At 63.9% G+C, this 13594-nt stretch carries 13 protein-coding genes; 7 read left to right on the top strand and 6 right to left on the bottom strand.

Features of this window, described 5'->3' with window-relative positions; translation table 11 throughout:
* Positions 1–105: 105 nt before the first annotated feature.
* From NLM33_RS01910 to NLM33_RS01885, 6 genes are all read left to right on the top strand, one after another.
* A complete protein-coding gene (locus tag NLM33_RS01910; RefSeq protein WP_256570601.1) occupies positions 106–1104 on the top strand; it encodes a LacI family DNA-binding transcriptional regulator in 999 nt (332 codons plus the stop codon).
* 143 nt (positions 1105–1247) lie between these two features.
* Positions 1248–2747, top strand: a complete 1500-nt coding sequence (locus NLM33_RS01905) for a sugar ABC transporter ATP-binding protein (RefSeq protein ID WP_254094174.1) — start codon at positions 1248–1250, stop codon at positions 2745–2747.
* Between the two features lie 53 nt (positions 2748–2800).
* Positions 2801–3853: an ABC transporter permease gene (locus NLM33_RS01900; RefSeq protein WP_254105625.1), complete on the top strand. Its 1053-nt coding sequence runs from the start codon at positions 2801–2803 to the stop codon at positions 3851–3853.
* 98 nt (positions 3854–3951) lie between these two features.
* Positions 3952–5052 (top strand): substrate-binding domain-containing protein, encoded by a 1101-nt coding sequence (locus NLM33_RS01895; RefSeq protein ID WP_254094173.1) that lies wholly within the window; start codon positions 3952–3954, stop codon positions 5050–5052.
* A gap of 104 nt (positions 5053–5156) precedes the next feature.
* Positions 5157–5495, top strand: a complete 339-nt coding sequence (locus NLM33_RS01890; RefSeq protein WP_254094172.1) for an antibiotic biosynthesis monooxygenase — start codon at positions 5157–5159, stop codon at positions 5493–5495.
* A 33-nt stretch (positions 5496–5528) separates the two neighbouring features.
* Complete coding sequence (locus NLM33_RS01885; RefSeq protein ID WP_254094171.1) at positions 5529–6434, top strand: SMP-30/gluconolactonase/LRE family protein; 906 nt, start codon at positions 5529–5531, stop codon at positions 6432–6434.
* A gap of 22 nt (positions 6435–6456) precedes the next feature.
* Here NLM33_RS01885 and NLM33_RS01880 read toward each other — a convergent pair whose 3' ends face one another.
* Together NLM33_RS01880 and NLM33_RS01875 are read right to left on the bottom strand one after the other, a co-directional pair.
* Entirely contained in the window at positions 6457–7338 is an 882-nt protein-coding gene (locus NLM33_RS01880) for an NAD(P)-dependent oxidoreductase (RefSeq protein ID WP_254094169.1), read from the bottom strand.
* 126 nt (positions 7339–7464) lie between these two features.
* On the bottom strand, positions 7465–8220 hold the full coding sequence (locus NLM33_RS01875; RefSeq protein ID WP_254094167.1) for an SDR family oxidoreductase: 756 nt from the start codon (positions 8218–8220) through the stop codon (positions 7465–7467).
* Between the two features lie 104 nt (positions 8221–8324).
* On the opposite strand from NLM33_RS01875, the gene NLM33_RS01870 reads away from it, so the two are divergent.
* Positions 8325–9272, top strand: coding sequence for a 2-hydroxyacid dehydrogenase (locus NLM33_RS01870; protein WP_254094165.1), 948 nt, complete (start codon positions 8325–8327; stop codon positions 9270–9272).
* Positions 9273–9323: 51 nt separating this feature from the next.
* On the opposite strand, the gene NLM33_RS01865 is transcribed toward NLM33_RS01870, so the two are convergent.
* From NLM33_RS01865 to leuC, 4 genes are all read right to left on the bottom strand, one after another.
* Entirely contained in the window at positions 9324–10322 is a 999-nt protein-coding gene (locus NLM33_RS01865) for an ornithine cyclodeaminase family protein (protein ID WP_371929890.1), read from the bottom strand.
* A gap of 112 nt (positions 10323–10434) precedes the next feature.
* A complete protein-coding gene (leuB, locus tag NLM33_RS01860; RefSeq protein WP_371930101.1) occupies positions 10435–11520 on the bottom strand; it encodes a 3-isopropylmalate dehydrogenase in 1086 nt (361 codons plus the stop codon).
* A 41-nt stretch (positions 11521–11561) separates the two neighbouring features.
* Positions 11562–12152, bottom strand: coding sequence for a 3-isopropylmalate dehydratase small subunit (gene leuD, locus NLM33_RS01855; protein WP_254094161.1), 591 nt, complete (start codon positions 12150–12152; stop codon positions 11562–11564).
* Positions 12149–13540 (bottom strand): 3-isopropylmalate dehydratase large subunit, encoded by a 1392-nt coding sequence (leuC, locus tag NLM33_RS01850; protein ID WP_254105623.1) that lies wholly within the window; start codon positions 13538–13540, stop codon positions 12149–12151. Before leuC ends, leuD begins: the two co-directional genes overlap by 4 nt.
* Between the last annotated feature and the right edge of the window lie 54 nt (positions 13541–13594).

The raw sequence follows: 13594 nt of genomic DNA, 5'->3' as shown, positions 1-13594 counted from the left end.
CGGCAGAGAAGGCTTGCCGGTTTCGATCCCGACTGCACACCAAGCAGAGACTGCATTGAGATGAAACGAACTCAGATCAGGAAGAGCCTAAAGCGGCCGGCGACCATGGCGGAGGTGGCGGCACGGGCCGGGGTTTCCGCAATGACCGTCTCACGCGCGCTGAAGAGCGACGGTGCCGTCTCCGAGGAGACGCGGCGCCGGATCCTCGCAGCCGTCGAAGAACTCGGATATGTGCTCGACCTTTCTGCCGGAGCACTTTCCTCGAAGCGGACGGGCTTCGTGGCTGTGCTCATCCCCTCGATCAACAACTCCAATTTCTCCGATACCGCTCGCGGCATCACCGAGGCAATCGAAAGCCAGGGGCTCCAGATGCTTCTCGGCTACACCGACTACGACATGGATAAGGAAGAGCGGCTCGTGCGGGCCATGCTGACGCGCCGGCCCGACGGGATCATCGTCACCGACGGCCGGCACACGCCGAAGGCGCGCCGCATGCTGCAATCCGCGGGCATTCCTGTGGTCGAGACTTGGGACCTGCCCGCCGATCCGATCGACCATGTCGTCGGCTTCTCCAACGCCGAGGCCTCACGCGCGCTCGTCCACCGGCTTTACCATCAGGGCTACCGCAACATCGCCTTCATCGGCGGTGCGAGCAAGCGCGACACCCGCGGCGCCGACCGCCGGCTCGGTTACAAGCGCGCAGTCGAAGAGCTGGGCCTGCCACCCGGGCGCACCATCTCGTTCGGCAATCCGCCGATCTCGATGGAACAAGGCGGCGAGGCCATCGTCCACCTGATCGAGCAGTGGCCGGATGTGGACGCGGCTGTTTGCGTATCCGACCTGTCTGCCTTTGGCGCGATCATGGAATGCCACCGCCGCGGCTGGGCGGTACCCGGCCGGATCGCGGTTGCCGGTTTCGGCGACTTCGAAGTTTCTCGCTGCTCCTGGCCGAGGATTACAACTGTCGCCGTCGATTGCCGCAATATCGGGCTGGAGGCGGGCCGTGTCCTGCTTGGCGCCCTCGACGACGTTCAGAAGAATCGGGCACCGGGGCCAGAGACTTTGATCGTCCCCTTCCAGGTCATTGAACGCGAAAGCACGTGAGCCGTGCGGCTTGACAGCTCACACCAACCGGCTACGATGTTATCGATAACAATAAACTTGCCATCGTAAAGAGCTTGGCCGCCGGTTGCGGGATCCTCGCAATCGTTCGCGCCCCGGCCGGCGATCGCGGAGGGGACCTAAGGATGGCGTCGGGTGCGTTGCGCTTTGATGGAATCGTCAAGTCTTTCGGTGGCACTCGCGCACTCAAAGGCGTCAGCTTCGGCGTCGAGCGCGGCGAAATCGTCGCCTTGCTCGGCGAGAACGGCGCGGGCAAGTCGACTCTCATCAAGGTGCTCGGCGGCATCCATCGTCCAGATGCCGGAGCGGTGACGATCGCAGGCGAACCCTATCACCATGCCCCGGGTGGCCGTGCCGATCACCAGCCGGTCGCCTTCATCCATCAGGATCTCGGCCTCGTCGAATGGATGACGGTCGCAGAGAATGTCGGGCTGGCCCAGGGCTTTCCGCGGACGCGGCCGTTCGGCCTTATAGACTGGCGCGACGCCGAGGCACGCGCGACCAAGGCTCTCGCCCTGGTGGGCTGCGATATCGATCCGACCACGCGCGTGTCAAGCCTGTCGCGCACCGAGAAATCGCTCGTCGCCATCGCCCGGGCGCTCGTCGTCAAATGCGATTTCCTCGTGCTCGACGAGCCGACGGCGAGCCTGCCTGCGGATGAAGTCGAGCGGTTGTTTGCGGCGCTGCGGCGCTTGCGCCAGCAAGGCGTCGGGATGATCTACGTCTCGCACCGGCTCGACGAGATCTTCCGCATCGCCGACCGCGTTGTCGTCCTGCGCGATGGCCAGCTCGTCGGTGAGAAGGCGATCAGCGAGACCTCGCCCGAGGATCTGGTACGGCTGATCGTCGGCAGGCCGCTGCTCGACATGTTCGAGAAAGCCGCCTGCCACTCCGGCACGACCCGCGTCACGGTGAAAAGATTGATCACCCCGAAGTCCGGGCCGGTCGATTTCGACGTGCGCGAGGGCGAGCTCCTGGGGCTCGTCGGCCTGCGCGGCGCCGGCCAGGAAGAAGTAGGGCGCGCCCTGTTCGGCGCAGTGGCACATCGCGGCGAGATCCGCATCGACGGCTCCGTGCCGGATCTGTCCAGCCCGGTGACGGCAATGGCTGCTGGCATCGGTCTCGTTGCCCGCGACCGAACAGAGGAATCGATCGCCGCGTCCCTGTCGATCCGCGAGAATGTCTTCCTCAACCCGGGCGCGTCCGGGCGCAGCCTGTTCGATGTGCTCGCGCCCCGGCATGAAGCGGAGGAGGCAATCAGGCTCGGCGCCTTGGTGGGCTTGCGGCCAAACGATCCGCATCTCGCAATCGAGGGGCTTTCAGGTGGCAACCAGCAGAAAGTCGTTGTCGGGCGCTGGCTTGCGACAGGTCGCAAGCTGCTCGTGGCCGAGGACCCGACCGCCGGTGTCGATGTTGGCGCCAAGGCGGATATCTATCGGCTTATCGCGCGCGCCATAGCCGAGGGGCTCGCTGTTGTCGTCGTCTCCACCGATTTCGAGGAAGTCGCGCACATCTGCCATCGCGCGCTCGTCTTCAATCGGGGCCGGATCATTACCGAGATTGCCGGAGACGATCTCACGACCGAAGCCCTGATCACCGCCGCCTCGGCGTCCGAGGCCGCATAAGGGACAAATCGCACGGGCCGACGAACGGCGCCCGCCGGGAGGAACGCATGGGAATGAATTCGATCGAGTCGAACGCACTGGAGCCGACGCGCGCCGATCTCGCCGGCGCTTCGCTGCCGCAGAGGGTGACGCGGCTCCTGCCGGTCTACGGCCTGCCGATCATCACCGTCGCGCTGATCGCCCTGTTCTCGATCATGTTGCCCAACACATTTCCGACGCTCCTCAACCTGCGCTCGATCATTTCCGACAAATCGATCATCGCCATGCTGTCGCTCGCGGCGATGATCCCCATGGCTGCGGGCAAGATCGACCTCACGGTCGGCTATGGCATCGTGCTCTGGCACATCCTGGTGATCAGCTTGCAAACCGCCATCGGCCTGCCCTGGCCGGTCGCAGTCCTCGTGGTCATCTGCCTCGGCGCCTTCACCGGTCTTCTCAATGGCCTCTTGGTCGAGGTCGCGCGCATCGACAGCTTCATCGCCACCCTCGGCACCGGCACGGTGCTCTATGCGCTGGCGCTTTGGCACACTGGCGGCCGGCAGGTCGTTGCAGTCCTGCCGGAAGGTTTCCTCGCCCTCAACGGCACGATGGTTTTTGGTCTGCCGATCACGGGATTCTATGTGCTCCTCCTCGCAGTGGCGATGTGGCTCATGTTCGAATATCTACCGATTGGCCGCTACATCTACGCCATCGGCGCCAACCCCAAGACGGCCGCGCTCAACGGCATTCCCGTGCAGCGCTTCACGGTCGGCGCCTTCATGGCCTCCGGTATACTTACCGCGGTCACTGGCGTTCTGCTCGCCTCAAAGCTGCGCATCGGCCAGGCGAGCGTCGGCCTTGAATATCTCCTGCCCGCTCTCGTCGGCGCGTTTCTCGGTTCGACCACGATCAAGCCCGGCCGCGTCAACGTCTGGGGCACCATCATCGGCGTTGCGGTGCTCGCAGTCGGTATCGCCGGCATCCAGCAGTTCGGCGGGTCCTTCTGGGTCGAGCCGCTTTTCAACGGCCTTACGCTGCTCGCCGCGATCGGCATGGCCGGCTACGCGCAGAGAAAGCGCGGTGCGGTTGCCAAGCTGCCGGCCGGAGCACCTGATCGCAAGGCCTGAAGCACGACGATCGATGAATTTCGTGATCGGCGAGAGCCGACAACAACGAAACGTCCGGCGCAAAACCGGAACGACAATCACACCAAGGAGAACGCTCTATGTTGCATTCGATCATCCGAACCGGCGCCGTCGTCGCCGGGCTCGCATTCGGTCTTGCTTCGGCCCACGCCGACCCGCTCGCGGATGCGAAAGCATTCGTCGACAAATATGCCTCCAAAGTTGACAAGTGGGATGGCCCGACCTCCGGTCCGAAGATTGCCAAGGGCAAGACCATCGTCGTGCTCGCCTCCGATATGAAGAACGGCGGCGTGCTCGGTGTCACCAGGGGCATCGAGGAAGCTGCCAAGGCCGCCGGTTGGACCGTGCGCACGCTTGATGGCGCCGGATCGGTCTCCGGCCGTACCGCCGCTTTCGGCCAGGCCATGACGCTGAAGCCCGACGGCCTCGTGATCTGCGGCTTCGACGCGATCGAGCAGAAGCCCGGCATGGAAGCGGCCAAGGCCGCGAAAATCCCGATGGTCTCCTGGCACGCCGCTCCCGTCATCGGCCCAGTGCCCGAAGCCGGTGTCTTCGCCAATGTGACGACCGACCCCATGGCCGTCTCCACCGCCGCGGCCAACTGGAGCTTCGTCGACGCCAATGGCAAGCCGGGCGTGATCATCTTCACCGACTCGACCTACGAGATCGCGATTGCCAAGGCCAAGAAGATGAAGGAAGTCATCGAAGCGCTCGGTGGCAAGGTTCTCGAATGGGTCGATACGCCGATCGCCGAAACCTCGACGCGCATGCCGCAGCTGACCACCTCACTCCTGCAAAAGCACGGTGCCGCCTGGACACATTCGCTTGCCATCAACGACCTCTACTACGATTTCATGGCCCCCTCGCTCGCTGCGGCTGGCATCAAGGGCACCGGCGCGCCGGTCAACGTGGCCGCGGGCGATGGCTCCGAAAGTGCCTATCAGCGCATCCGTTCCGGCGCCTACCAGGCCGTCACCGTGGCCGAGCCCCTGAACCTGCAGGGATGGCAGCTCGTCGACGAATTGAACCGCGCCATGGCCGGCGAGAAATGGTCGGGCTATGTCTCGCCGCTGCATGTGGTGACCAAGACCAACGTCGAATTCGACGGCGGCCCGGCCAATACGTTCGACCCGGGCAATGGCTACCGTAACGCCTACAAGAAGGCCTGGGGGTTCGAGTAGGTCTTACTTCCCTCCCCGAGCACATGACCGTGCTCTCTCGGCGGTCGGCCGCAAGCTGGCCGCCGAATTTGCATCACTTCCACCAGACAGACGAGCGAGTGCCAATGTATATCCGTTGTGCTTTTTTCAGTGGCCGCGTAAAGCCCGGGCGCGAAGCCGAATTCACCGCCTATGTCCGCGAAAACCTTGTGCCGCTGTGGACGCGCTTTCCGGGCGCAGAAGAGGTTCGCGTGTTGCGCCAGGACGAGAGCGATAGCGATGCCCAGCACTACGAGATGGTACTGGCGATCCGCTACCCTTCCCGCGAGGCGATCGAGGAAGCGCTCGCCTCGCCGGTTCGCCTTGAGAGCCGTGAGGTGACCAAGAGCCTGCTCGAAATGTTCGACGGCTCCATCTTCCACACGGTCTTCAAGGCCGACGACTTTCCTCTGCCGACTGACTGAAGTCAGCGATGCGACGCTGGAGACGTTGACGCCGTGAGCACCTACGAAATCCTCGACCGCCGCTTCCAGGCGCTGATCATCGGACACGCCAAACTCGACAGGCTCTGGACCGGCAGCCGCTGGGCCGAGGGCCCGGTCTATCTGCCAGCGGCCAAGTCGCTTCTGTGGTCCGACATTCCCAACGATCGCGTGTTGCGCTTCGACGAAACCGACGGCTCGGTCTCGGTGTTCGAAAGCCCCTGTGGCTATCACAACGGCCATACCCGCGACGCCCTCGGCCGTGTGATCGCCTGTGAGCATGGTGGCCGCCGCATCTCGCGGCTGGAGCCCGATGGCCGATGGGTGGGACTGGTCGACCGCTTCGAAGGGCGCCGCTTCAATTCCCCGAATGATGTCGTGGTCAAGTCGGACGGAACGATCTGGTTCTCCGACCCGACCTACGGCATCGACAGCGAGTATGAGGGGCATGCTGGAGCGAGCGAGATCGGCGCGAGCAACGTCTATCGCTTCGATCCGACGACCGGCGCGCTGTCGGCGGTCGTGACCGACATGGTGAGGCCAAATGGTCTCGCCTTCTCGCCTGACGAGCGGTTGCTCTATGTGGCCGAAACGGGTGCTACCCACGTGCCGGACGTGCCGGCCGTAATACGCGTCTATGATGTCGCGCCGACTGGGGCCACAGTCGGTGATGGCCGCGTCTTCGCGACCTCGCCGGCCGGCTTCTTCGACGGCTTCCGCCTCGATCGGAACGGTAATATCTGGACGTCGACAGCGGATGCAATTGCCATCTACGCGCCGGATGGCACGCTAATCGGACGTATTCCGGTGCCGGAAATCGTCTCCAACCTGACCTTCGGCGGGTCGAAACGGAACAGACTCTATATTACCGCGCAGACTTCGCTCTACGCGATCTTCGTCAACGCCCACGGGCTTGCGTAAGGCCGTGGGTCCGCGCCGCTCATCACGGTGACGGCGTTCGCCGCGACCAGAATTCCATGAGCGCGGCCTGATCCATCGCACCACACCCCACCGCGGTCAGAAGGCGATGGATCTCGGCGCAGACAACGGTCATCGGCATGGCGATGCCCGTCTGCCGGGCAAGATCCTGCGCACCGTTCAGATCCTTGACCATATTGTCGATGCGGCCGGTCGGGCGATAGTCGCGCGAGGCGAAGCGCGGCATGTATTCCTGCAAGATAGCGCTGTCGGCCCGCCCGCCGCGCAACGCTTCGGGAATTTTGGCAGCATCGACGCCGGCGGCCTCGGCCAGCGCGGTCGCCTCAGCGACGGCGAGGAAATTGAGACCGCAGAGGACCTGATTGATCAGTTTCGTGGTTTGGCCTGCGCCGCTCGGACCCATATGGGTGAAATTCGACGCGACCTCGGCCAGCACTGCCCCTGCCTCTTCAACGTCGGCGGGTTCTCCACCGGCCATGCAGGTCAACTGACCGCTCAACGCCTTCGGCGCGCCACCTGACAGGGGACAGTCAACCCAGCGCAGACCCGCTGCGGCCGCGTCTGCGGCCAGCGCGCGCGTCGCCTCCGGATCGATCGAAGACATGTCGATGATGAGCGTGCCTTTCCGCGCTCCCTCAGCCACGCCCGCCGGTCCGAAGATGGCGGCTCGCACGATCCTCAGCGAGTTGAGGCTGAGGATCACTGCGTCGGCGTCAGCCGCTGCGCTCGCAGCGGAGGTGGCCGCAGTCGCCCCTTTTTCGACGAGGACAGCGACCTTTGCGGGATCGAGATCGAACACCAGGAGGCGGGTATTGGTTTCAGCAAGTCGAGTTCCAATCGCGCCGCCCATGGCGCCGGCGCCGATCAATGCGACTGAACGGGACATTTCGACATCTCCGCGGTGGCCCGGTAGGTAGTTTTGACAACCGTCTCGGGGGCCTGTCCGATCTCTACGGTGAGCGCCCCCATTTTCAGCTGGCCAACAACACAGGGCCAGGCTGTGCGCAGCGCCTCAGAGCGAGGCCGTGATGCCGCCGTCGACATAGAGCACGTGTCCGTTGACGAAGGAAGAAGCGGCCGAAGCAAGGAAAATACAGGCGCCGATCAGTTCTTCCACTTTGCCCCAACGGCCCGCCGGCGTACGCTTTTCGAGCCAAGCCGAAAAAGCAGGATCCGAGACGAGTGCGGCATTGAGTGGCGTATCGAAATAGCCGGGCGCGATCGCGTTGACCTGCAGCCCGTGTTTCGCCCAGTCCGTCGCCATGCCCTTGGTCAGGTTTCCGACCGCCCCCTTTGTCGCCGTGTAGGGAGCGATGGACGGGCGCGCGAGCGCCGTCTGGACCGAGGCGATGTTGATGATCTTGCCGGCGCGCCGCCCGATCATGTGGCGCGCGCAGGCTTGGCCGACATTGAAGACCGAGGCGATGTTGGTTTGCAGTAGGCGCTGGAACGCGTCCGCAGGAAAATCCTCGAGCGGCGCGCGGTGCTGCATACCCGCGTTGTTGACGAGAATGTCGATGGGCCCGATCTCGGCCTCGAAGCGGTCGACGGCTGTACGCGACGCGGCGTGGTCGGCCACATCGAAGGCGAGTGTTCGCGATCCCGCAACGGTACTGGCGGCGGCCGCGAGCTTGGCCTCGTCGCGGCCGTTGAGCACGACCTCCGCGCCGGCCTCGGAGAGGCCGCGCGCGAGCGCGAGGCCAATGCCTTGAGAAGATCCGGTCACCAGGGCGCGGCGCCCTGTCAGATCGAACAAGTTGAGCGCCACCCCATTTCCTCTTCTTTTTGCATCTCGACAAACCACCCTGTGTTTGAGTATGTTATCGATAACATAACCTGTCAAGACCATGACCGAGAAGAGCGGACACCCTCATGTCGAAGCCTGAAGTCCTGCAGATGGGCCCCTATCCGGAGTGGGATCAGGTCCCTCTCGACGCAGCTTACGTCATGCGCCGCTATTTCGAGACCAGTGACAAGTCTGCCCTCCTCGCCGAGGTCGGAGCGCGCGTGCGGGCCATCGCCACGCGCGGCGAACTCGGCGCGAGCGCCGAGCTGATCGCGGCCTGTCCGAATCTCGAGATCATTTCAGTCTACGGCGTGGGCTTCGATGCAGTGCATCTTGACAGCTGCCGAGCTCGCAGCATCCGCGTGACCAACACCCCCGACGTGCTGACGAAGGATGTGGCTGATCTTGCGATTGCAATGATGCTGGCACAATGGCGAGGTGTGAACGGCGCCGAACGCTGGGTGCGCGACGGTTCATGGGCGACCAAGGGGCTCTATCCTCTGAGGACGCGGGCCTGGGGCAAGCGCGCCGGCGTCCTCGGACTCGGCCGCATCGGGTTTGAAGTGGCGCGACGGCTCACCGGCTTCGACATGGACATCGCTTATACCGACATCGAACCGAAGTCCTACGGCAAGGATTGGACCTTCGTTCCCGATCCCGTCGCGCTCGCTGAGCGTTCAGACGTCTTGTTCGTCACGCTCGCTGCCACAGCGGCAGCGCGGCACATCGTGGGACGTACGGTTCTCGAAGCGCTTGGGCCCGACGGGCTCGTCGTCAACGTCTCGCGTGCCTCCAATATCGACGAGGAGGCGCTCATAGAGGCTCTTGCCAATGGCAAGCTCGGGGCGGCGGCGCTTGATGTCTTCGACGGTGAGCCGAAGCTAAATCCAAAGTTCCTCAGCCTACCTAACGTCCTCCTGCAACCTCATCACGCCTCCGGGACCGTCGAGACCCGCAAGGCCATGGGCCAGTTGATGCAAGACAATCTTGCCGCGCATTTCGCTGGGCGCCCGCTGCCCACTCCCGTCCTCTGAAGTGTTTCCACTCTTCATGGCTCCGATTGATGCAGTTGACGTAGCGACGGGCTAAATGGTGGTCTTATTGTGCGAAACGCCAAACGTATTGTGTTGACCGAAACTCTCACCAAGAGGGCTACCAACGAGCAGCGATGCCGCTGCAAGATCTTCGATCGCCGCCCCGACCGACTTGAAGAGCGTAATCTCGTCCTTGTCGATACGGCCCGGCCGCGCTCCACGAGTTAACTCATGAAGGTCGCCACAGACCTCATGAGCTTGCCAGCGGCCGGCCGACATCGGCTGGAGGAGATCGCCAGCCTCGGCCAGCGCTCCTCCGTAGGTGTCGACAAAAACGCGGCTGCGGCAGACGGCCTCATCATCACTCTCGCGCATCCTTGGCGTGAATGAACCGACGAGGTCGAGATGGGTTCCGGTCCTCAGATGTTGGCCCATAACCAGCGGCTGGGTCGACGTCGTGGCACAACTGACGATATCCGCCTGGGCCACCGCCTCCGGCAGATCGGCGACCGCTTGCGCCTCGAATCCTTGCCGGGAGAATACTCCTGCAAGTGTCAGCGCTCGCTCTGGATTTCGGCCCCAGACAAGCACCCGTTTGATCGGCCGCACGACCCGATGCGCAGCCGGCAGGCACGCCGCAATGCGGCCCGTCCCAACAACCAGCAGCGTATGGGCGTCCTCGCGAGAGAGATGTCGCGATGCGAGCGCGGATGCAGCCGCCGTACGCCGATTGGTCAACGCCTCGCCGTCTATCATCGCGCGCGGCTGACCCGTCGTGCCATCGAGCAGGACATAGAGAGAGGACACCGCACCGAGGCCACGCGAAGCATTCTCGGGAAAGACCGTCACGAATTTTACCCCCAGCGCCTGTCCGCGCTGCCAGGCCGGCATCAGAAGCAGATGGCCGGGAGCGCCGGACGCTCCGACCTCATAGCTTTGGCGCACCGGCATCGTCTCGCCGTCTCGCCGAAAGGCTTCGGACAACACATCGATCAGTCGCGGATAATCGAGACCGGCCTCGACCTCCGCAGCGGAGAAAAAACGCAGCAAAATTCCCTCGTGTCTCAACTCAGCGGTCGTGCAACCCGTCTAACGGAAGACCAGCAGATGGTTACCGAGCCAGCCCTTGCCCTCGCCTTTAACAAGGCGAAGTCAGGGTCAACTACGAACCAACGGAAAAGGCGCGCAGCACCCTGTCACCCATCTCCTCCGTACCGATTGCTGCTTCGCCGGGCGCGGCAATGTCGAATGTGCGGTAGCCCTCCGCCAAGGTCTTCCGTACTGCGCCCTCTACGGTGGCAGCTGCACTCTCGTGGCCAAAGCTCAGCCTCAACATCATCGCAACCGAGAGGATGGTCGCCAGCGGGTTCGCGATGTCCTTACCAGCGATGTCAGGAGCGCAGCCGTGTACGGGCTCGAACAAGCCCTTGCCGGACGCGTTGAGAGAGGCCGAGGGCAGCATACCGATAGACCCGACCAGCATCGACGCCTCATCGGAGAGAATGTCACCAAACAGGTTGGCTGTAACGATGACATCGAACGTTTTGGGAGCTCGCACCAGCATCATCGCCGCTGCATCGACGTAGAGATGGCTGAGTTGGACGTCCGGATACTCGCTACCCACCTCGGTCACGATTTCCCGCCACAGCTCCATTGTCTCGAGCACATTGGCCTTGTCCACCGAGCAAAGCTTTCCACGCCGAGCTCGCGCCGCACGAAAACCCGCATGAGCGATTCGGCGGATCTCGGCTTCCGTATAGCTCATGGTGTTCACGCCCCGGCGGGATCCGTCGGCCAGGACATCGATACCGCGCGGCTCACCAAAATAGAGATCGCTTGTCAACTCGCGCAGGATCGTCAGATCCACGCCCTCGACGACCTCCGGCTTCAATGTCGTGGCATCGGCAAGTTCTGGCCAGGTAACGACTGGGCGGAAATTGGCGAAGAGATCGAGTTCGCGCCGCAGCGTCAGCAAAGCGTCGCCAGGACGCAAGCCGCGAGGCAACGTCTCGTACTGGAAGCCGCCCTCGGCGCCGAACAGGATGGCGTCGGCTTCCCGCGCAAGTGTGAGCGTCTCCGCCGGCAGCGGATGACCGTGCGCTTCATAAGCGCAGCCCCCGATCAGCGCCTCTCTCAGTTCGACGGCGAGGCCATAGCGCTCCGCGACGGCATGGAGGACCTTGACGCCTTGGCGTGTGACTTCGGGCCCAACGCCGTCGCCGGGCAGAACTGCGATCTTCATGAATATCTCCGACATGTCAGTGAAAAGAGCGGCAACGGACTGAGCCGTCACTCCCTTTCGATCTCGAAATCGCTGACCCGATCCAGCAACGTCAGCGTGTAGTCGATCTCGTCGAGCCCAGCGAGGAGGCAGGCCCGGCCGAATGGATCGACTGAGAACGGGTGCACGGTGCCGTCGGCCTCGATCACCAGCTCAGCTTCGAGATCAACCGTCAGCGGGCGACCGGGAGAGGCCGCGAGGCTGGCGCGCAGCGCCCGCACCGCCTCCTCGGGCAGCGCGACGGGCAGCAGGCCGTTCTTGAGGCAATTGGTCTGGAAGATGTCGCCGAAGCTGACGGCAATGACGCTGCGGATGCCGAAATCAGCGAGCGTATGGACAGCCTGTTCGCGCGATGAGCCGCAGCCGAAGTTGCGGTCTCCGACGAGGATCGCCGGTTGCCGGAAGCCCGGCCAGTTGAGCACGAACTCGGCGCGCGGTCTTCCACTGGGGTCGAAGCGTTGGTCGTGAAAGCAGTACTGGCCGTAATCAATGCGGCGCTTGTGCATGAAGCGGGCCGGGAGGATCTGGTCCGTGTCAATATCGGCTCCCTCGATGGGAGCAGCCACCGCCGTGATGCGGGTAAGGGGTTCCATGCTCATGCCCCACTCAGTTGGCGGACATCGATGAGGCGACCAGCGACGGCAGCAGCGGCCGCCATAGGCGGGCTCATGAGATGCGTACGGGAGCCCCGACCCTGCCGTCCGACGAAGTTGCGATTGGTGGTGGATGCGCAACGCTCGCCTTCCGAGAGCATGTCGCCATTGATGGCGAGACACATCGAGCAGCCGGCATGGCGCCAGTCACAGCCAGCCTCGAGAAAGATGCGGTCGAGCCCTTCGGCTTCGGCCTGCGCCCTCACCTGTCCGGATCCGGGCACGACCAGCGTCGGCACCGCCGTGCGCCGTCCCTGGAGCACAGAAGCGGCCATGCGCAGGTCCTCGATGCGGCCATTGGTGCAGGAGCCGATAAAGACGCGGTCGACCGACAGCCCCTCAAGCGCCGTGCCGGCGTCCAGCCCCATATAAGCGAGCCCCTTCTCGATCCGAGCGCGCTTGATAGGATCGACGATGCTGCGTGGGTCCGGTATCCGGCCAGTGATCGGCCCGGCGTCCTCGGGGCTTGTGCCCCAGGAAACCATCGGTGCGATCTCGGCAGCGTCGAGCGCGACCTCGCGGTCGAAGACCGCGTCCGCCTCGCTGGCCAGCGCCGTCCAACGCGCGACCACATTCTCCCATTGCGCTCCCTTCGGCACGAAGGGGCGGCTCTTGAGATAGGCTAAGGTTGCAGCGTCGGGCGCCACCATCCCGGCGCGCGCGCCGGCCTCGATCGACATGTTGCACAGAGTCATGCGGCCCTCCATCGTGAGGCCGCAAATGGTGCTGCCGGCATATTCGATAACGTGGCCGGCCGCGCCCGCAACGCCGATATGGGCGATGATGCCCATGACGATATCCTTAGCGACCACGCCCGGCCCAGGTGCACCGCTCACCGTCACGCGCATGGTGCGCGGCTTGCGCTGCCAGAGCGTCTGCGTGGCGAAGACATGACTGACCTCGGCCGCGCCGATGCCGAATCCGAGCGCGCCGAGCGCGCCATGGGTCGACGTATGGCTATCCCCGCAGACGATCGTCATGCCCGGCTGGCTCAGCCCCTGCTCTGGCCCAACGACATGGACGATGCCCTGCCTGGGATCGCCGAGTGGAAAGAGAAAGATCCCATTCTCCGCCGTGAAGCGAACGAGTTCCTCGATCAGTTCGCGGCGCTCGGCATCGACCGTATCGGCAAGGCTGCGGCCGCGGGTCGAGACGTAATGATCCGGCATGGCGAAGGTCAGGTCGGGCCTGCGGACCTTGAGCCCCTTGCGCCGCAGGGCCTCGAAGGCCTCGAGCGGCAGATCGTCGCCAACATAGTGTCGGTCGATATAGAGCAGCGTCTGCCCGTCTGGCCGCTCGTAGACCGTGTGGCTGTCCCAGATCTTCTCAAACATTGTGCCGGACACGACACTCGCTCCCAGTCAGGCAAAGCCTGAAGCGGCTCCATC

Origin of the sequence: Bradyrhizobium sp. CCGUVB1N3 (genome assembly GCF_024199925.1) — a bacterium.
Taxonomy (GTDB): Bacteria; Pseudomonadota; Alphaproteobacteria; order Rhizobiales; family Xanthobacteraceae; genus Bradyrhizobium.
The sequence above is the reverse complement of the archived record's forward strand: the minus strand, read 5'-3'. Positions and strand labels throughout refer to the sequence as shown.